Annotated in this window: 18 protein-coding genes; 8 read left to right on the plus strand and 10 right to left on the minus strand. The window is 62.2% G+C overall.

What is annotated here, in order from left to right:
- Positions 1-3 precede the first annotated feature (3 nt).
- The gene (locus RE4_RS22025) at positions 4-849 is read right to left on the minus strand and encodes a class I SAM-dependent methyltransferase (protein ID WP_007728737.1); all 846 of its coding nucleotides are present in this window, start codon (positions 847-849) and stop codon (positions 4-6) included.
- 338 nt (positions 850-1,187) lie between these two features.
- Between RE4_RS22025 and rpsA the strand changes: the two genes are divergently transcribed.
- Entirely contained in the window at positions 1,188-2,675 is a 1,488-nt protein-coding gene (gene rpsA / locus RE4_RS22030; RefSeq protein ID WP_019748632.1) for a 30S ribosomal protein S1, read from the plus strand.
- Positions 2,676-2,849: 174 nt separating this feature from the next.
- Here the strand turns inward: rpsA and RE4_RS22035 are convergent, their stop codons facing one another.
- Positions 2,850-3,065, minus strand: coding sequence for a hypothetical protein (locus RE4_RS22035; RefSeq protein WP_003944056.1), 216 nt, complete (start codon positions 3,063-3,065; stop codon positions 2,850-2,852).
- Positions 3,066-3,224: 159 nt separating this feature from the next.
- Here RE4_RS22035 and coaE point away from each other — a divergent pair, with 159 nt between their 5' ends.
- A complete protein-coding gene (coaE, locus tag RE4_RS22040) occupies positions 3,225-4,439 on the plus strand; it encodes a dephospho-CoA kinase (RefSeq protein ID WP_019748631.1) in 1,215 nt (404 codons plus the stop codon).
- A 4-nt stretch (positions 4,440-4,443) separates the two neighbouring features.
- On the opposite strand, the gene RE4_RS22045 is transcribed toward coaE, so the two are convergent.
- Positions 4,444-4,962 (minus strand): ribonuclease FAU-1 family protein, encoded by a 519-nt coding sequence (locus tag RE4_RS22045; protein WP_060939347.1) that lies wholly within the window; start codon positions 4,960-4,962, stop codon positions 4,444-4,446.
- A gap of 86 nt (positions 4,963-5,048) precedes the next feature.
- Between RE4_RS22045 and uvrB the strand changes: the two genes are divergently transcribed.
- From uvrB to RE4_RS22060, 3 genes are all read left to right on the plus strand, one after another.
- Positions 5,049-7,211 (plus strand): excinuclease ABC subunit UvrB, encoded by a 2,163-nt coding sequence (uvrB, locus tag RE4_RS22050; RefSeq protein WP_019748629.1) that lies wholly within the window; start codon positions 5,049-5,051, stop codon positions 7,209-7,211.
- A 45-nt stretch (positions 7,212-7,256) separates the two neighbouring features.
- Positions 7,257-8,132 (plus strand): SCO6745 family protein, encoded by an 876-nt coding sequence (locus tag RE4_RS22055; RefSeq protein ID WP_060939348.1) that lies wholly within the window; start codon positions 7,257-7,259, stop codon positions 8,130-8,132.
- A 188-nt stretch (positions 8,133-8,320) separates the two neighbouring features.
- On the plus strand, positions 8,321-8,773 hold the full coding sequence (locus tag RE4_RS22060; protein WP_019748627.1) for a universal stress protein: 453 nt from the start codon (positions 8,321-8,323) through the stop codon (positions 8,771-8,773).
- A gap of 1 nt (position 8,774) precedes the next feature.
- Here the strand turns inward: RE4_RS22060 and RE4_RS22065 are convergent, their stop codons facing one another.
- The 3 genes from RE4_RS22065 to RE4_RS22075 all read right to left on the minus strand — a co-directional run bounded on the left by RE4_RS22065 (position 8,775) and on the right by RE4_RS22075 (position 12,667).
- A complete protein-coding gene (locus RE4_RS22065) occupies positions 8,775-9,236 on the minus strand; it encodes a DUF732 domain-containing protein (RefSeq protein ID WP_060939349.1) in 462 nt (153 codons plus the stop codon).
- An 83-nt stretch (positions 9,237-9,319) separates the two neighbouring features.
- Entirely contained in the window at positions 9,320-11,602 is a 2,283-nt protein-coding gene (locus tag RE4_RS22070) for a HelD family protein (RefSeq protein WP_020969733.1), read from the minus strand.
- Positions 11,603-11,734: 132 nt separating this feature from the next.
- Entirely contained in the window at positions 11,735-12,667 is a 933-nt protein-coding gene (locus tag RE4_RS22075) for a DoxX family protein (protein ID WP_003944048.1), read from the minus strand.
- 217 nt (positions 12,668-12,884) lie between these two features.
- Between RE4_RS22075 and RE4_RS22080 the strand changes: the two genes are divergently transcribed.
- Positions 12,885-13,349, plus strand: coding sequence for a DUF2716 domain-containing protein (locus tag RE4_RS22080; protein WP_238077147.1), 465 nt, complete (start codon positions 12,885-12,887; stop codon positions 13,347-13,349).
- A gap of 28 nt (positions 13,350-13,377) precedes the next feature.
- On the opposite strand, the gene RE4_RS22085 is transcribed toward RE4_RS22080, so the two are convergent.
- A complete protein-coding gene (locus tag RE4_RS22085) occupies positions 13,378-14,064 on the minus strand; it encodes an MBL fold metallo-hydrolase (protein WP_060939350.1) in 687 nt (228 codons plus the stop codon).
- A 174-nt stretch (positions 14,065-14,238) separates the two neighbouring features.
- Here RE4_RS22085 and uvrA point away from each other — a divergent pair, with 174 nt between their 5' ends.
- On the plus strand, positions 14,239-17,199 hold the full coding sequence (gene uvrA, locus RE4_RS22090) for an excinuclease ABC subunit UvrA (protein ID WP_176579521.1): 2,961 nt from the start codon (positions 14,239-14,241) through the stop codon (positions 17,197-17,199).
- Positions 17,200-17,271: 72 nt separating this feature from the next.
- Here the strand turns inward: uvrA and RE4_RS22095 are convergent, their stop codons facing one another.
- Positions 17,272-17,982, minus strand: coding sequence for an alpha/beta fold hydrolase (locus RE4_RS22095; protein WP_019748620.1), 711 nt, complete (start codon positions 17,980-17,982; stop codon positions 17,272-17,274).
- A gap of 80 nt (positions 17,983-18,062) precedes the next feature.
- Between RE4_RS22095 and RE4_RS22100 the strand changes: the two genes are divergently transcribed.
- Positions 18,063-18,773, plus strand: coding sequence for a helix-turn-helix transcriptional regulator (locus RE4_RS22100; protein WP_060939352.1), 711 nt, complete (start codon positions 18,063-18,065; stop codon positions 18,771-18,773).
- 5 nt (positions 18,774-18,778) lie between these two features.
- Here RE4_RS22100 and RE4_RS22105 read toward each other — a convergent pair whose 3' ends face one another.
- Both RE4_RS22105 and RE4_RS22110 read right to left on the minus strand, forming a co-directional pair.
- Positions 18,779-19,195, minus strand: a complete 417-nt coding sequence (locus RE4_RS22105) for a DUF1801 domain-containing protein (RefSeq protein ID WP_019748618.1) — start codon at positions 19,193-19,195, stop codon at positions 18,779-18,781.
- A gap of 1 nt (position 19,196) precedes the next feature.
- Positions 19,197-19,565 carry a DUF1844 domain-containing protein gene (locus RE4_RS22110; RefSeq protein WP_019748617.1) on the minus strand — a complete coding sequence of 123 codons (369 nt, stop codon included), beginning with the start codon at positions 19,563-19,565 and terminating at the stop codon, positions 19,197-19,199.
- Between the last annotated feature and the right edge of the window lie 284 nt (positions 19,566-19,849).

Here is a 19,849-nt window from a genome sequence, read left to right on the forward strand (position 1 = left end):
CCGTCAGGGTTTGACGGCGCTGAAAATTGCAGTGCCCGGAAAGAGTTGGCCGCGCAGGGGACTCCACTGTCCCCATTCGCGATCCAACCACTCCGGCCATTCGGGCTCGATGATGTCGCGCACCTGAAGTCCGGCCGCGACGATCTCACGAACCCGGTCGCCGATGGTGCGGTGATGCTCGACGTAGGTGGGGACTCCGTTGTCATCGACCTCGACATACGGAGTGCGGTCGAAGTACGGGAGGGTCGCGGTCAAGCCCTTCGGCCCGGGATCGTCGGGGAAGATCCATCGGATCGGATGGTTGACGGCAAAGACCCACGATCCGCCGGGACGCAGAACCCGGGCGACTTCGTTCATCACTCGCTGCGAATCGGCAACGAACGGGACGGCGCCGAACGCGGAACAGACGATGTCGAAACTCTCGTCGGCAAACGGCAGGAGTTCCGCACTTGCCTGAATCAACGGGACTGCCGGTCCGCCGGCATTCATCGCGTCCTGCCCGCGGGCGAGCATCCCCATCGAGATGTCGAGACCGACGGCCCGAGCACCGTGTCCGGCGAGCCATCGGGCACACGGCGCCGAGCCGCAACCCACTTCCAATATGTCTTTGTCGACTATGTCGCCGAGTAAGTGGTGATCGCCCTCGTGCAGCCCTTCGGGGCACCAGACGAATTCACCTTCCGCGCTGTTCACGCCCAGAAACTCGCCGTGGGTTCGGTGGTAATCGTCGGCGTCGGCGTCCCACCACGCACGGCTGGCACGGTCGCTGGCACTGGAATCGACACGGACCCGGCCGACACCGCTGGTGCCGAGAATGGAATTGGCGGCGGCATGGCGCTCGTCAGACATGAACAACACAGTAGAACGGGCGATGCGGGCGCAGGGTACCCGGGTTTGCCCGGCAAGATAGCCGACGCGTAGTCTTACTCACGCGAGTGTCTGTCATCCGACCGATTGTCTATACGGGATCTTTACCAAGGTCTCGGAATCAGTTGGACCGAGGGAGCTCGCGGTGCGCTTCCGTGGTGTGGAATGTGATCCGGTATTCGGTTGTTCGTTATTGATGCAGCTGGGTACTTCGATCTAGTACTTCACAAAAGTACTTCCAACATTTGTACGCCACAGATGCGCATCTCGTCCGACAAAATCCATCAACCGACCACAACTCGTCCGGAGCAATTCAACATATGCCCTCCACAACCGTCACCTCGCCGCAGGTTGCCATTAACGACATTGGCTCCGCCGAGGACTTCCTCGCCGCCATCGATGCCACGATCAAGTACTTCAACGATGGTGACATCGTCGAAGGAACCATCGTCAAGGTCGACCGCGACGAGGTTCTGCTCGACATCGGTTACAAGACCGAAGGTGTCATCCCTTCTCGTGAGCTCTCCATCAAGCACGACGTCGACCCCAACGAGGTCGTCTCCGTGGGAGATGCGGTCGAGGCTCTCGTCCTCACCAAGGAGGACAAAGAAGGTCGACTGATCCTGTCGAAGAAGCGCGCTCAGTACGAGCGTGCCTGGGGCACCATCGAGGAGCTCAAGGAGAAGGACGAGGCCGTCAAGGGCACCGTCATCGAGGTCGTCAAGGGCGGCCTCATCCTTGACATCGGTCTTCGTGGCTTCCTCCCCGCTTCGCTCGTCGAAATGCGTCGCGTCCGCGACCTCCAGCCGTACGTCGGCAAGGAGATCGAGGCCAAGATCATCGAGCTCGACAAGAACCGCAACAACGTGGTCCTGTCGCGCCGCGCATGGCTCGAGCAGACTCAGTCCGAGGTTCGCAGCGAATTCCTGCACCAGCTCCAGAAGGGCCAGGTCCGCAAGGGCGTCGTGTCCTCCATCGTCAACTTCGGTGCATTCGTGGACCTGGGCGGCGTAGACGGTCTGGTTCACGTTTCCGAGCTGTCTTGGAAGCACATCGATCACCCGTCCGAGGTTGTCGAGGTCGGCACCGAGGTCACCGTCGAGGTTCTCGACGTCGACCTGGACCGCGAGCGCGTCTCCCTGTCGCTCAAGGCAACGCAGGAAGATCCGTGGCGTCAGTTCGCCCGCACGCACGCCATCGGCCAGATCGTGCCCGGCAAGGTCACGAAGCTGGTTCCGTTCGGTGCATTCGTGCGCGTCGAAGAGGGAATCGAAGGCCTCGTTCACATCTCGGAGCTCGCTGAGCGCCACGTCGAGGTTCCGGACCAGGTTGTCGGCGTCGGCGACGATGCACTCGTCAAGGTCATCGACATCGACCTCGAGCGTCGTCGTATCTCGCTGTCGCTGAAGCAGGCCAACGAGGATTACAACGCCGAGTTCGATCCGTCCAAGTACGGCATGGCCGACTCGTACGACGAGCAGGGCAACTACATCTTCCCCGAGGGCTTCGATCCCGAGACCAACGAATGGCTCGAGGGCTTCGACAAGCAGCGCGAAGAGTGGGAGAACCGCTACGCCGAGGCTGAGCGTCGCCACAAGATGCACACCACTCAGATGGAGAAGACCGCTGCAGACGAGGCCGCTGAGGCTGCCACCGCTGCTGCCGGCTACTCCTCGGAGACGGCTGCTGCAGACGATGCCGAGGCTCCGGCTGCTGCCGGCTCCGCTCCGGCAGAGTCCGCTGGCGGATCGCTTGCCAGCGATGCGCAGCTCGCCGCACTTCGCGAGAAGCTGTCGGGCAACGCATAAGGATTACCGCTTGATCTGATCAAGCGAGATCTTTGAAGAACCCCGCCCCTGCACTTGCAGGGGCGGGGTTCTTTTCTCGGTCAGGTACCACTGGCGCGCGAAGAACTCAGTGAGTGAACACAGAAATGACCGGCACCGTAGGGTTGCCGGTCATTTTGTACTTCGTGAAAAAACTCAGTTTGCGGGAGCAGGCACCCAGTAGGTGGCGGTCGCTTCGGCTGTGCGCTTACGCATCGATGCGAAGCTGTGTCGGCCTTGGCTCACGAGCATCGTGAACCACGTACGACGGTGCTCTGCCAGGGCAAAAGCAACTTCGGGAAACTCTATGCAGTGCACGCCGTTCGGCATTCCGAGGCGGTGCTGACCGTGATGGTCGCGATCTGCTCGCATGGCGTCCACTTTCTCGAGAAGGTGCAGGTACAGGTGCGTTCGCTAGAACATAACCGCACGGTCACCGAAATTGTGGTATTTGAGCCTCGAACGCCTCGGCGTGTTCGATCGGTAGGCGTGTCTCAATCTCTCGGGCGCGGAGATGAGAGACTGTCGAGTGTGTTGAGAGTAGGCCTCACTGGAGGCATCGGAGCCGGTAAGTCGACAGTGTCGAAAATCCTCAGCGAACTGGGAGCCGTCATCGTCGACGCCGACCTGATCGCCCGAGAAGTGGTCGAGCCCGGCACTCCTGGCCTGGCCGCTCTGGTCGATGCATTCGGCGACGGGATTCTGTCCGAGGACGGCAGCCTCAACCGCCCCGCGCTGGCCTCGTTGGCGTTTGCCGACGACACGTCACGCGGAACTCTCAATGGCATCCTCCATCCACTTATCGGTGCGCGGACGATGGAGCAGATCTCGTCTGCGCCGTCGGATGCAGTGCTCGTTCAAGACATTCCGCTGTTGGTCGAGGGTTCGATGGCGCCGGCGTTCAACCTGGTCGTCATCGTCTACGTCGACGAGGAGGAACGAGTTCGACGCTTGGTGGGCTCACGCGGTATGCCGGAATCCGACGCTCGTGCGCGCATCGCAGCGCAGGCACATGACGATCAGCGTCGTGCGGTTGCCGACGTGTGGCTCGACAACAGCGGAGAGCCGGGTTCACTCGACGACGTGGTCCGCGACCTGTGGGCGAATCGACTTGTACCTTTCGAGAAGAACCTCCGCGAGCGCACGGTAGTACGTGCACTGCCGGAGCTGGCTCCAGCTGACCCGTCGTGGCCGGCACAGGCCGAACGAATCATCGGCCGGTTGTCGCTGGCGTCCGGTGACCGCGCGCGCCGTATCGATCACATCGGATCGACCGCAGTGCCTGGTCTCGATGCCAAGGACGTGATCGACATTCAGATCACTGTCGAGCACCTCGGCGTTGCCGACGACCTCGCGGAAGATCTGGCCGCTGCCGGGTTCCCCCGGATCGAGCACATCGTCGCCGACGACCCGAAACCGTCGTACCTCGGTGGTGAAACCGATCCGGCGGTGTGGGCAAAGCGGATTCACGGCAGTGCCGATCCAGGGCGCCGCGCGAATATTCACATTCGGGTGGACGGTTGGCCCGGTCAGCAGTTCGCGATCCTCTTCCGCGACTGGCTTCGCGCCGATGCGTCGGCGCGTGCCGAGTATGCCGAACTCAAGGTCAAGGCAGCCGAGAGTGCCGCAGGCATCGACGACTACGCCGCTGCGATCGACGCCTACCTGGGCGTCAAGACGCCGTGGTTCGACACCGCTTTCCACCGGGCGTGGGAGTGGGCCGAGAAATCAGGCTGGTCCCTCTAACTGCTCAGCGCCACGTGACCGGCATGCCCACCGAGGTGAGCCAGGCGTCGAGATCGTGACCGTGGGCGGCGATGCCGTCGATAGCGCGGGCCGCGTTCAGCATCGCGCGCTCTGACGTCTTCGGGTCGAGAATCCCGGCGGTGTTCGCCTCGAGCAATTCGTCGACGTCGAGCAATTCGACGCTGCGTCCGGTCTGCACGATCAGGTCGAGGTAGTGGTCCTCGGATGTCCAGACCTGCTCACCGCGGGTGAAGTCGCCGATGTCGACATAGAAATCCCAGTCTCGGACATGTTCCGGGGTGAAGTGCAGGATCGACGCCCGAATTCCGAGTTCGGGAATGATCCAGGACTCCAGGTAGTGAAACCGGGGATGGTCGGCGTGGCGCGCCATGTACAGCCCCCACGGTTCTTCGCGGTAGTGCTCGACCGGGCGAACGAAACCCTTGGGATCGACGTTGGTGCGAGCTGCGATGTCGAAGGTTTCGACCTTCGGCCGGTGAATGTGGGGACGTTCCTCGCTCATGGTCGAAGAACCTACCGCCGAACTGCATTTTCGGCTGAACGCGGACGAGCAGGCATTGTGTCGGTGGGTGCGCCTACCCTGGTTTCATGGCGTTTGCTTCCGAACATCCCGTGGTCGCGCATTCCGAGTTTCGGCCGGTTGGTGACATCGAGCGCTCAGACGCGCGCTTCGAGGTCGTCAGCCCGTACGAACCGGCAGGCGATCAGCCGGCAGCTATCGCCGAGCTTGAAAAACGGATCAATGAGGGAGAGAAGGACGTTGTCCTCCTCGGTGCGACCGGTACCGGTAAGTCCGCGACAACAGCGTGGTTGATCGAAAAGCTGCAGCGCCCGGCTTTGGTGATGGCTCCGAACAAGACCTTGGCGGCTCAGCTCGCGAACGAGCTTCGGGAAATGCTTCCCAACAACGCGGTCGAGTACTTCGTCTCGTACTACGACTACTACCAACCCGAGGCGTACATCGCCCAGACGGACACTTACATCGAGAAGGATTCGTCGGTCAATGACGACGTCGAGCGGCTTCGCCACTCGGCAACGTCCAGCCTTCTGTCACGACGGGATGTGGTCGTGGTGGCCTCGGTGTCGTGCATCTACGGCCTCGGTACACCGCAGTCGTATCTCGATCGCTCGATTCAGCTCGACGTCGGTGTCGAGGTACCGCGCGACGCGTTCCTCCGTCTGCTCGTCGACGTTCAGTACAACCGCAACGACATGGCGTTCACGCGAGGTTCGTTCCGCGTGCGCGGCGACACGGTCGAGATCATTCCTTCCTACGAAGAGCTGGCGGTCCGCATCGAATTCTTCGGTGACGAGATCGAGGCGCTGTACTACCTACATCCACTGACCGGGGACATCGTTCGCCAGGTCGACACGGTTCGCATCTTCCCGGCGACGCACTACGTCGCCGGTCCTGAACGCATGGAGCGTGCAGCCAAGGACATCGAGGCGGAACTGGAAGAGCGGCTCGCGGAACTCGAGGGCAAGGGCAAGCTTCTCGAAGCTCAGCGTCTGCGCATGCGAACGCAGTACGACCTAGAGATGATCAAGCAGGTCGGATTCTGCTCCGGCATCGAGAACTACTCGCGCCACATCGACGGCCGTGGCCCCGGAACTGCCCCCGCAACTTTGATCGACTATTTCCCCGAAGATTTCCTGCTGGTCATCGACGAGTCACACGTGACCGTTCCGCAGATCGGCGCCATGTACGAGGGCGATATGTCGCGCAAGCGCAACCTGGTCGAATTCGGATTCCGGCTACCGTCGGCAACCGATAACCGCCCTCTGACTTGGGAAGAATTCAGTAAGCGGATCGGTCAGACCGTCTACCTGTCGGCGACACCCGGTAAGTACGAGTTGGGTCAGTCCGGCGGTGAGTTCGTCGAGCAGGTGATTCGCCCGACCGGATTGATCGATCCCGAGGTCATCGTCAAACCCACCAAGGGGCAGATCGACGATCTCGTTCACGAGATCCGTGAGCGTGCCGAACGTGACGAGCGTGTGCTGGTCACGACGTTGACCAAGAAGATGTCGGAAGACCTGACCGACTACCTTCTCGAACTCGGAATTCGCGTCCGGTATCTGCACTCGGATATCGATACACTCCGGCGAGTCGAGCTGCTCCGGCAGCTCCGCCTGGGCGAGTACGACGTGTTGGTCGGCATCAACCTCCTGCGTGAGGGACTCGACCTCCCCGAGGTGTCGCTGGTCGCGATCCTCGATGCCGACAAGGAAGGCTTCCTCCGTAGCTCCACCAGCCTCATTCAGACGATCGGTCGAGCGGCTCGAAATGTTTCCGGTCAAGTGCACATGTATGCGGACAAGATCACCGCATCCATGGCGCAGGCCATCGAGGAAACCGAGCGGCGGCGCGAGAAGCAGGTCGCCTACAACGAGAAGATGGGCGTCGACCCACAACCTCTACGCAAGAAGATCGCGGACATTCTCGATCAGGTGTACGAGGAGGCAGAGGACACTGCGGCGTCCGTGGACGTCGGTGGTTCGGGTCGCAATGCGACGCGTGGTCGGCGTGCGCAGGGTGAGGCCGGTCGTGCGGTCAGTGCCGGTGTGTACGAGGGGCGCGACACCAAATCGATGCCTCGGGCCGAATTGGCAGATCTGGTCAAGGAACTCACCGATCAGATGATGAACGCTGCACGCGACCTTCAGTTCGAGTTGGCTGGGCGATTGCGAGACGAAATCTCGGATTTGAAGAAGGAGCTCCGAGGGATGGACGCCGCGGGTCTCAAGTAGGTCGCCTCGCGTGGGTTCGTGCTCTCGACCGCTACGGTTTCAGGTATGGATGCACAGACTGCAGGCAAGACCGCGCGGACGCTCGAACTTCTCCACTCGTTGGCGTACTTCGTCCCGGAGACGGAGAAGGAGCTTGTCGGCGTCGGGTTGGAGCCCGGCCGAATGGTGTACTTCGCGGGGCGATCAGCACCGCTCGGCGCTCCACCCGCGACTGTCGTCACGGCCACCTTCTTCAACTTCAATCCCGAACTGATCGCCAGCGTCATCCCACGTGCCTGGGAATTGGCAAGGCCCACAGAGGTTGTCGCCGCGCGGTATCGGGCAATCGACGCGGCGTACGTCCGCCTGTTCGGTGCGGACGTGACAGGATCGGCGGACATGGCCGAGGCCGCCGAACTCGTGTCGATCGCGGCTCAGAACATCCCCGGAGTGGACGGCCGCCCCCTGTATGCGGGTTGGGCGTCGCTCGACTGGCCGACCGAACCGCACCTGCGTTTCTGGCACGCGCTGACACTGCTGCGTGAGTATCGCGGCGACGGCCACATTGCGGCTCTTCAGACCGCGGGATTGAACGGCCTGGACGCGTTGATCACGCACACCGCGACGGGAATCGGATTTCAGCGCAAGTTCGCGCAGACTCGCCGCGGATGGTCGCAGGAACAGTGGGACGAGGCCGTCGAGAGTTTGAAGGACCGCGAACTGCTGGATCGTTCGTCCGGTGCACTGACCGAGGACGGGCAGGAACTGCGTGACGTCGTCGAAGACCTGACGGACGACCTCGCTTTGGCTCCGTGGGATGCGCTGGGTGAGGAGGGTGCCAAGCGGTTGCTGGAATTGGCGATGCCGTGGCGTACCGCCCTGGTCGAGCAGGAAGTTTTTCCGGCGGCGCTGTTCGGGCCCCGCTTCGGCAAACTTCGCTGAGTGGTCACCGCCGGACAAATGTGTCTGTGACGAAGAATCACATTCACTGTGGGCTTGTGGCGTGTACTGCAAATAACACTATCCGCGGCACAATCCCGCTAATGTCAGCGCAGCGGTTGTCGAGCGGGCGCAACAGCGTTGCGCTCGGTGCCGGCCGTACCGTCCGTCCCGTAACCATGGAGGAATGAATGAGTGCCTACCGGACCGTTGTCGTAGGAACCGATGGCTCCGAGTCGTCACTGAAGGCAGTCGACAGAGCTGCCGCCATTGCCAGTGGCTCGGACGCTCAGCTCGTCATCGCATGTGCGTACTACCCGGCTGATCCCAAGGACGTGAGCGCTGCCGCTGATGCGTTGGGTAACGAGGCCTACCAGGTCACCGGTTCCGCTCCGACCTACGAGATCCTTCGCACCGCTCGTGAGCGCGCACATGCCCAGGGTGCAAAGGATGTTGTCGAGCGCGCTATCGTCGGCGCTCCCGTCGAATCGCTTCTCGCTTTGCTCGACGAGGTCAAGGGTGACTTGCTGGTCGTCGGAAATCGCGGATTGAACACACTGACCGGGCGTCTGCTCGGATCGGTGCCTTCCGATGCGGCGCGCAAGGCGACATCCGATGTCCTGATCGTGCACACCGTTCGCTGACCTATCGGCAGTAGTCGGCCTCGGCCGCATCGACGAACACTTCAGCCAGCTGATCGGCGCTGGGGGGCGTTGTCGATGCGGCCGAGTCGTTTCCGGTGGTGACCATCGGTTCGCTCGCGCCGTTCAGCGATACCGTCCGCAGATTCGCGATGATCATCTCTCGATCCGTGCCGGCCGCGAGTTGCTGGCAGACGCCGTCACCGAGCGCCTGCAACATGTCGTCGGAAAAGGCTGGCTTGACCCCGGTAGATGCAAGCGCCGCCCGCAGCCGTTCTGCATCGTCTGCCGGTTTTTCGGTCGGTGCGGCAGCAACAGCAGCGATGTCGTCGCTGCCTGCAGCAGCCGTTGAACTCGAATCATCCTCTGAACAACCGGCTGTCACCGCCGCAAGCATCCCGACACCGATCACCACGCGAGCGATCTTGCGGAAGGGTGCGGCGGAACTTGCGGGCAGGCCAAGCACGAGGGGTCATTCCTTCAGTCGTCGACACAAATTGGGGTGACACCACGATTCGTGGTGTCACGCACGAACCTACTCCGTGAGGCTCACGAATCGAAGGCCAACTCTGCTGCCGCGACGCCGTCGAGAACCGCGGGGAGCGACTCGACGTGAATGATGCCGAGCCTCTGGGTAGCGCGGGTCAATGCGACGTAGAGGTCGTTCATTCCGCGTGGTGACTCGTCGAGAATGTCGGCAGGTTCGACGATCAACACGGTGTCGAACTCGAGTCCCTTGACGTCCTTGACCGACAGGACACTTACGGTCTCACTCGCAATGCCTGCCAGATCGGCAACGACCTCGGAACCGGCGATCACTGCGGTGATACCGGGATGCGACTCGGACTCGATGCAACGGCGCACGGTCGATTCCAATTCTTCGGCCGTGGTCTTGAGTGCCCACGGCGCGAATCCGCTGTCGCGTACCGACCGGGGCACGGATTGCTCCGGGTCGATCTCTTCGAGCACACGGTGCGCGACATCCATGATCTCCGAGGGAGTTCGGTAGTTGACGGTCAGTTCGGTGAGCTTCCAGCGCTTGGCGACGTAAGGCTCGAGAATCTTCTGCCAGGACGAGGTTCCCGCGGGATCACCGGTCTGAGCTGTATCGCCGACCAACGTCATCCAGCGATTCGGTATGCGCCGCATCAGCATTCGCCACGCCATTTCGGAGAGCTCTTGGGCTTCGTCGACGATCACGTGACCGTAGGTCCAGGTTCGGTCGCCGGCAGCGCGTTCTGCCGTGGTCTGGCGCTGGCCCTGATCGTGGCGCTGGGCGAGTTGGCTGGCGTCGATCAAGTCGTACGCCATCAAGATCTCGGGGTCCATCTCGTCTTCGAGATCCTGTGGTGCAGAGCCGGTGAGGATGTCGAGGGCGCCCTGGGCGTCGGCGATCTGCGCGCGCCATTCACGTTGTGCGCGTTCGCGTTCGGCGGCATCGTCGACTCCGAGGATCTCGGCCAGTTCATCGAGGAGGGGAGCGTCTGCCGCACTGAAACCCGGTCCGACGCTCTGCAGAAGCTCGTCGCGTTGGGCGTCGTCGAGTTGCGGCGCTGCCTTGGCCAACCTCGCCGGAGAGGTCCACAGTTCCGCGAGGATTTGCTGCGGCGACAATTCAGGCCACAGCTTTCCGATGGCGGACATGATGTCCGCGTCCTCACGCATCTCGTCGCGAATGTCGGCGATGTCGTCCCGACTGAGGAGTGAGCCGCCGTCCACGAGGTTGCCGCCGATGAGTTCGGCCATCTGCAGTGCCAACGCCTCGATGACTGCTGCCACGAAGATCGGGCGCGCCAGGTTGTGCGGGCGACGCGACGACCGAGCACGTCCGCGAGCCTTCGTGACAGTCTTGCGATCCAGCTTCAAGTCGTACGTGTCGAATCGAAGGGTGATCGGCTTCGACGGGACTTCCTGCCGATCCCGGACGGCGTTCTTGAGTACGTCGAGGATCGCGAGGGAACCCTTGATCTCACCCGCGGCGAGGGAATCCGTACGAGTCGCACGCACTCCGGGGTACAGGTCCCCGATCGTCGAGAGCAGAACTCCGGTCTCACCGAGTGAAGGAAGGACCTGGCTGATGTAGTCGAGGAACGTCGCGTTCGGCCCGATGATGAGAACACCGGCCTTGGCCAGTTGCTGGCGGTAGGTGTAGAGCAGGAACGCGGCACGGTGAAGTGCTACCGCGGTTTTGCCGGTACCCGGACCGCCCTGGACCACCAGAACGCTTTTGTGCTCGGAGCGGATGATGGCATCCTGCTCACTCTGAATGGTCTCGACGATGTCGTTCATCTGACCCGTACGCGCTGCGTTCAGAGCGTCCAGGAGTGCGCTCTCACCGGCGACGCCGCCGGCTTCGGTCACCACGCCGGCGGCTCGGGCAGCGTCGAGGTCCAGGTATTCGTCGTTGATTCCGGTGACTGTTCGGCTCCGACTGCGGATATGGCGTCGTCGCTTGACGCCCTCAGGTGCCGCGGGCGTCGCCAGATAGAACGGGCGTGCCATCGGAGCTCGCCAGTCGAGCAGTAGCGTTTCGTAGTCGTTGTCGGTGTCCAGAATTCCGAGTCGGCCGACGTAGCGTCGCTCGTCGTCGAAGTCGATGCGTCCGAAACACATTCCGTTCTCGGCTGCGTCGTACTTGGCGAGATCCTCGGTGTACATGGCATTGAAGGATTCGCGTTCACTGCGTGCTTGCGGGGTTCCGCCGGTCTCGAGGAGGACCGTGCTCAAGCGAGTTTGGGCATACTTTCGAAGATCGTCGAGACGGGAGTACAACATCGTCACGTACTGCTGCTCGAGCTCTTGCTCGTTCAGTGACGGGTCCGCGTCGGGCAAAGGATCTCCTAGGCTTGATGAGAAATTCACGCGCTGCAAAAGCGCCAAGACAGTCTAGTTCCCCCAGATGAACTGCCGCATAGATACAGGTCAGGCCACCCGAAGGTGGCCTGACCGTGTTTTTCGGTGCACTCAGTGCGTCAATTCGTCCTTCTTGGCGCGAGCCTTTTCGAGCGCCTTCTCGGCGCGCTTTCGGGCACGCTTACCCAGCACCTCGGTCTGCTCCGACGCCGTTTCTGCCCACTCGTTGCTCTTTTCGAGCGCGAGTTCGGCGAACTCGGAGCTGCGCTTGCTCGCCAGCTCTGCCAGTTCGGCGCTGCGCTCACGTGCGGTCTCGGCCAGTTCGGAGCCGCGCTTCTGCGCGACTTCGAGGATGTCCGGGCCGCGTTCTTTGGCGACCTCTCCGAATTCAGCGGCACGCTTGCTCGCGATCTCCGCGAACTCGGAGCTGCGCTCCTTGGCAAGTTCGAGCCAATCCGTGCCGTGCGCCTTCGCGGTTTCGGCAAGTTCGGAACCGCGTTCGGACGCCACCGACAGAGCGTGTTCGACGCGATCGCTCGTGTGATCGGTCTGCGATGCGACCAACGGAAGTGCCGCGGCGATAGACGCCTGAGCCTTCTTCGCGGCGCGGCGGCCACGCCAGCCGAGCGACGGCTTGCCCTCTGTGTCGACGGACGCGATCATCAGTCCGCCGAGCAGGCTGACGTTCTTGATGAAGTTGGTCCGCTGCATCGCTCGCAATGACGGATCGGTTTCGTTCCAGAAGTCGTGACCGGCAAGCGTGGTCGGTACCAGGCTCCCCGCGAGGACCAACGACGCGAGACGCGGCGCCTTGCCGGTGGCCAGCAGGGCACCGCCGCCGATCTGGACGGCGGCGTTGATCTTGACGAGTGTTTCCGGATCAGCAGGCACCTTCTGCGTCACTGCTCCTGGCAGCGTCTCGACGGATTTGTCGATCAGCGGTGACGCTTTGGCTGCTCGCTGAGCGGGGTTGCGCAAAGCATCGATTCCCCCGGCGATGAAGATCGTGGAAAGCAGTGGACGAGCAATTCGACGTACCAGCATGTTTCAAGCCTCCCGATGTAGGTTCGTTTTCCACCCTAGCGATCTCACAAGGAATTGGTCCGGTTCGGCGATCCCGCGACGCCTGACCCGGTTGACGGATTCCTGGTCGCCGAAGCGCGCTGTACTGCGTCGATGACTTCTCCACCGATCCGGACACACCGTTCTGAAGTATCCGTTACCGCGTATCCGCATACGGCGTGTTCGAAGGTGTCACACAATGCGCACCGTTCGAGCACGATGGTGTTGTGACCACGAAGGTATCGCTGAGCCGACGCCGTCCGTGGTCTTCGATTTGGGTGCGGTGCCAGCTGCGACTCCAGGGGCGTGGGCCGCTCGAGTTGATGCGATCAACGCCGAAGCGTTGCGCTGTTTTGTCATCGATTGGAACGACGATCCCAACTTTGTCGTCCTGGACTGGCAGCATCCGGGCTACACCTTCGACGCGGAGGCGCATGCTGCCGCGAAAGAGTTGGCGGAGTGGCGTGTCCCGATCTATCCGAACGGCGACTACTACATATTCAGTCGTGACGACTTCACGGAAGGGACCTTCGGCCATCCGTGGGAACGCACGCTGTGTGTGTTCGGGGAACGGATGGTCGAAGGACTCGGCCGGACTCTGTCGACCTGGCTTCCGCGACTTCGCGTCGACGGTGAACAGGTCGATAGTCAGGAAGTCGGTTAGCGGGGTCCAGTACGGAACAGGTGAAACGTCACCAACCGCGCTCGCGCCATTCCGCCAGGTGCGGGCGCTCGGTACCCAGCGTCGTGTCCTTGCCGTGCCCGGGGTAGACGACAGTCGCGTCGTCGTACCTTCCGAACAGCTTGTTTTCCACGTCGTCGAGCAGGGAAGTGAACTTCTCGGGGTCGGCGGTCTTGCCTACGCCTCCGGGGAAGAGTGAGTCGCCGGTGAAGAGGTGAACCTGCCCGTTCGGTTCGGTGAGAGCCAACGCAATGGAACCGGGCGTGTGGCCGGACAGGTGAATGACGTCGAGGCTCAGATTGCCAACTGTCACCTTGTCGCCGTCTTCGAGGAGTACGTCCGGGGTGACGGGAAGTACATCCGCGTCGAGAGGGTGAGCGGCGGTCGGCACCTTGGTGGCAGCGTGGACGTCCTGCAGAGCCAACCAGTGATCACCGTGTTGGTGGGTGGTGACGATGGAATCGAAAACAGGCGCTTCCTGTTCGATGAGCGCAACGATTTTCTCGGCCTCGTTGGCCGCATCGATCAGGAGAGATTTCCCGGTTGCGGAACAGACGACGAGGTAAGTGTTGTTGTCCATGGGGCCGACCGACATCTTCGTGATGACGGCACCGTCGACTGTGCGCCGCTGAGGGGCAGAATCGGGGGAGACCTGACCGGTGTAGGAGTCGTCGATCACGATGGGCTGATTCGTCATGAAACGCAGGCTACCTTCGAATAGGGGCAGGTAGAGCGATGGGCTCGCCTGGTGAGAAAAACGTGTCGGTGGCTCGGCCTACGATGACGATCGCTCGAGGACTCGCGTTTGCGAGGCCACTCGAGACTTCTCCGGGGGGACGGCCCCGGACGATTGACAATGAAGGGAATTGGTGTGGCGGATCGCCTGATCGTGCGGGGTGCGCGTGAGCACAATCTGCGAGGAGTCGATCTCGACCTCCCGCGAGACAGCCTGATCGTCTTCACCGGGTTGTCCGGCTCCGGCAAGTCCAGCCTCGCGTTCGACACGATCTTTGCCGAAGGTCAGCGCCGCTACGTCGAGTCACTCTCGGCATACGCGCGTCAGTTCCTCGGTCAGATGGACAAGCCCGATGTCGATTTCATCGAGGGATTGTCGCCGGCGGTGTCCATCGACCAGAAGTCGACCAACCGCAACCCCCGTTCGACGGTGGGCACCATCACCGAGGTGTACGACTACCTCCGACTCCTCTACGCCCGCGCAGGTTCGGCGCACTGCCCGGTGTGTGGTGAGAAGATCGCACGTCAGACGCCTCAGCAGATCGTCGACCAGGTGCTCGAGATGGAGGAGGGCATCAAGTTCCAGGTCCTCGCACCAGTGGTCCGTACTCGTAAGGGCGAGTTCGTCGATCTCTTCGATCAGCTCAACACCCAGGGCTACTCGCGCGTGCGCGTCGACGGAGTCGTCCATTCGCTGGCCGATCCGCCGAAGCTCAAGAAGCAGGAAAAGCACGACATCGAAGTAGTGGTCGACCGATTGCAGGTCAAGGCGAGCTCGAAGCAGCGCCTGACCGACTCGGTCGAGACCGCACTTCGATTGGCCGAAGGCATCGTGGTCCTCGACTTCGTCGACCGTGAAGAAAATGCACCTGATCGTGAGCGTCGTTTTTCCGAGAAGCTGGCCTGCCCGAATGGCCACGCACTCGCGATCGACGATCTCGAACCGCGCTCGTTCTCCTTCAACTCGCCCTACGGCGCCTGCCCGGACTGCACCGGCCTCGGTATCCGCAAGGAGGTCGACCCGGATCTGGTGGTTCCCGATCCTGACCTGAGTCTCGAAGACGGTGCAATCGCGCCGTGGTCGATGGGCCAGAGTTCCGAGTACTTCGGACGCCTGCTGTCCGGCCTCGGCGACATTCTCGGATTCGACATGAAGACGCCGTGGAACAAGTTGCCGGCGAAGGCCCGCAAAGCAATCCTCGAAGGCAGCGAAGAGCAGGTGCACGTCCGGTACAAGAATCGATACGGCCGTACCCGTTCTTACTACGCGGAGTTCGAAGGTGTGATGCCGTTCTTGCACCGCCGGCTCGAACAGACCGAATCCGATCAGATGAAGGAACGCTACGACGGGTACATGCGCGACACCCCGTGCCCGGCGTGTGGTGGTGCTCGCCTGCGCCCCGAAATCCTGTCGGTAACTATCGCGGCGGGAGACTTCGGCAGTAAGTCCATCGCCGAGGTCTGTGAACTGTCGATCTCCGATTGCGCGGATTTCCTGAACAGCCTCACTCTCGGCTCGCGTGAAGAGGCAATCGCGGGTCAGGTCCTCAAGGAAGTTCAGGCGCGCCTCGGCTTCCTGCTCGACGTCGGCCTGGAATACCTTTCCCTCTCGCGAGCCGCGGGCACGTTGTCCGGTGGCGAAGCCCAGCGAATTCGCTTGGCAACACAGATCGGATCCGGACTGGTCGGCGTGCTTTACGTACTCGACGAGCCGTCCATCGGCCTGCACCAGCGTGACAACCGGCGACTGATCGAAACCCTGACGCGCCTGCGCGACCTCGGCAACACGCTGATCGTCGTCGAACACGACGAAGACACGATCCGTACATCCGACTGGGTGGTCGACATCGGACCGTACGCCGGCGAGCACGGCGGCAAGGTCGTCCACAGCGGACCGTACGAAGAACTGCTGACGTGTGAAGAGTCTTTGACCGGGGCCTACCTGTCGGGGCGCAGCTTCATCGAGGTTCCGGCCATTCGTCGGCCGGTGGATCGCAAACGCCAGGTCACGGTCGTCGGAGCTCGCGAGCACAATCTCGACGGCATCGACGTAAGTTTCCCGCTGGGTGTTCTCACCGCTGTCACCGGTGTCTCCGGTTCGGGCAAGTCGACGTTGGTCAATGACATTCTCGCGACCGTCATGGCGAACAAGCTCAACGGTGCACGCCAGGTGCCTGGCCGTCACACACGAATCAACGGTCTCGATCAGCTGGACAAGCTCGTGCAGGTCGATCAGTCTCCGATCGGCCGGACTCCGCGATCGAATGCGGCGACGTACACCGGTGTGTTCGACAAGATCCGAACCCTGTTCGCGGCCACTACGGAAGCGAAAGTCCGCGGTTACCAGCCCGGCCGATTCTCGTTCAATGTCAAGGGTGGACGCTGCGAGGCGTGCTCCGGCGACGGAACCTTGAAGATCGAGATGAACTTCCTGCCGGACGTGTACGTGCCCTGCGAGGTATGCCACGGCGCTCGGTACAACCGCGAAACGCTCGAGGTCCACTACAAGGGCAAGTCGATCGCCGAGGTACTCGACATGCCCATCGAGGAAGCCGCCGAGTTCTTCCAGCCGGTGACCTCTATTCACCGGTACCTCAAGACGCTGGTCGACGTCGGACTGGGCTATGTCCGACTGGGTCAGCCGGCTCCGACCCTGTCCGGTGGTGAGGCGCAGCGCGTCAAGCTGGCCGCCGAGTTGCAGAAGCGGTCCACCGGTCGCACGGTGTACATCCTCGACGAGCCCACCACGGGTCTGCATTTCGAGGACATCCGCAAGCTCCTGATCGTGATCAACGGTCTGGTCGACAAGGGCAACAGCGTGATCGTGATCGAGCACAACCTCGACGTGATCAAGACGTCGGACTGGGTCGTCGATATGGGGCCCGAAGGTGGATCCGGCGGCGGAACCGTTGTGGCGCAAGGTACCCCGGAGGACGTTGCCGCGGTCCCCGAGAGCTACACGGGCAAGTTCCTCAGTGAGGTTCTCACCGCACAGCACGCGCCCGTCAAGGCCAAGCCGATCACCAAGAAGCGTGCAACGAAGGCAGTTGCCGCAAAGAAGGCGGCGCCACGGAAGAAAGCTGCTTCCGTGAGCTAGTAGAAGGTGAGCAAGTAGAAGTCGGTCAGTGATGCCGGGTCGGAATCCGATCCGGCATCACTGCTTTGTCGATCAGGAAGCGGCGGCCTCGAGGATCACCTGGGCGACGTCTTCGGGGCGCGACCACATCGGCCAATGGCCGGTCGGGAGGTCGACGTACGTCACGGGGAGTTTCGCCAGTTCTGCGGCCATCGGATGACCTCCGTCGGCCATCTGGGCAATCACCGCGGACGGGAACGTGCTGCAAACGACGGTTGACGGCACCTGGTAGCGCTTTTCGTTCGTCAGGACAATTGGCTCACGCGCCGGCCCGGCCGGTTCGGGGACGGCGTTGGCGCGAAACGCCTCGAGAGCCTTCTCGTCGAGTCCTTCGAGGCTGCTGCCGTCTGCTTCAAGTTCTGCCCACGTCGGCAGCGGTATCTCGACGACGTCAGCGGCCAGATCCGGTCGCAGCGCCGCGCCGTCGGGCATGGGACCTGAATCGACGTAGACGATCCGCGCGACCCGATCCGGGATGCGATCGGTTACCGCGTATCCCACCGGGCCGGCGCCGCTGTGCACGACCAGGACCGTACGTTCGTCTGAATCCGATACAGCGTCGATGACTGCGCGGACGTGGGCGTCGAAGGTGACCGCTGATCTATCTGCATCGACGGCGTCGAGTCCGGGCAGCGTCAGGCTGGTCACGCGGGTGGTGTCGGAGCGCTCGAGGTGGGGGAGGACTGCGTCCCAAGCCCATGAGCCGAGCCAGAATCCGGGAACAAGAACGATGTGAGTTTTCATGGACTCACTGTGCAATCAGGTTGGTGACAACAGAGTGTCACCAATTATGTCACTGTTTGGTATCGAAATCTGCGACACTGGTGAACGTGAATCGAGCTGCGAGATTGCACGCTCTCGTCGAAGAGCTTCGGCGACAGGGCGATCGAGGGGCTACGTGTTCCCGATTGTCCGAGGAATTCGGTGTCACCACCCGGACGATCAAGCGGGATATCGAGACTCTGATGATGTCGGGCGCGGCGATCGAGGCGCGCTCGGGCCCCGGGGGTGGATACCGACTCGTAGGTCGCGCAACGCTACCGCCGGTCAATTTCACTGTCCCGCAAGCAGTATCAATCGCGTTGGCCTTGACGGCGGCCGGTGACGCCCCGTTTGCGCCGGACGGACGAGCAGCTCTGGCGAAACTGCTCGACGTGATGGACGAGGAGAGTCGTCGTAAGGTCGCCGAACTCGGTGGCCGTGTGTGGATTCGCGGCGACGGCGGGGTAGTAGCGGATTCGCGCACGAACCGGCGGGCCGTCGAGCAGGGGCTCGAACAGAGTCGCGTCGTGTCGTTGCACTACGTGGATGGGGACGGTGCGGAGACGGTGCGGGCAGTTGAGCCGCACATTCTGGCGCAGGACCGTGGGCAGTGGTTTCTCATCGGCTGGTGTCGCCAGCGCGACGCGGTGCGGTGGTTTCGACTCGATCGAATGCGTCGGGCCACGCTCACGAACGATCACTTCACACCACGGGATTCGACCCTGTTCGGCCAACCGCCCGAAGACGCTCGGTCTGTAGCCCCACGAAGGTGACCTGTTCAGTCGATCATGTTGCGGGCTGCGGCAACGGAATCCGCGATCAGTTCGGTCAGGACTGCCATGTCGACGTCGCTCAGCCGTTTGACGTACAGGCAGCCCTTGCCGATCTTGTGCTTGCCGAGGCGCGCCAGTGTGTCGGTGTAGTCGTCGAAGTTCAGCGACAAATACAACGTGAGCGCGGTGGCCCTGGGGGAGAACCCGATCAGTGGGGTGTCACCTTCGTGGCCACTCGCATACCGGTAGTGCCGTGCCCCGAAACCGATGATGCTCGAGCCCCACATGACGGCAGGCTCGCCGGTCGCGGCCGACAGCAAGGAGATCAACTCCACGCTGTCGGCACGCTTGCGGTCGTCGACGCGTGAAATGAATGCGTCGACGTCCTCGGGCGTCGGTTGAGTCTTGTTGGCGGTTGCCAACTCAGTAGACCGGACCGGTGAACTTCTCGCCCGGTCCCTTTCCTGGCTCGTCCGGGTGCGAGGAGGCCTCACGGAATGCGCGCTGCAGGGCTTGAAGGCCTTCACGGATGGGTCCGGCGTGGGGGCCGAGGTATTCGACCGACGCAGTCACGAGTCCGGCAAGCGCCGTGATGACTCGACGAGCTTCGTCGAGGTCCAGATAGGGACTGGCAGACGGATCGGCGTCGGAGAGGCCGAGTTTTTCGGCAGCCGAACTCATCAGCATCACTGCGGCGCGGCTGATGACCTCGACCGCGGGAACTTCGGAGAGTTCGCGGACGTCGGGGTTCGCGCCGTCGGTGTTCTGATCTGCCTCGAAGTTCTCACTCATGGTTGTAAGGATTCCATCAGGCCGTGGTGGTGTTGAATCGGGCCTCTCCCGGCAGCACTGGGAGCGGCACCGATTTCTTTCATCTGTGGCGACCTGTTACTCTTGTTGCAACGACCGCCTCCGACTTGTTCGGGGGCAGCAAGTGGAGTCCGACTCCCACCTCTGCACGGCAGGTGAAACTGCAGTTCAGTGGTTCCGGTCACCTGTTATCGGAGATCAATTCTTCGTCAGGTTCCTCGCTCAGTCGAGGAGATAGGTTTCGGCGTGAGCTGGATCTTATGTGA

It is taken from the genome of Rhodococcus erythropolis NBRC 15567 (assembly GCF_001552595.1).
Lineage (GTDB): Bacteria > Actinomycetota > Actinomycetes > Mycobacteriales > Mycobacteriaceae > Rhodococcus_F > Rhodococcus_F erythropolis.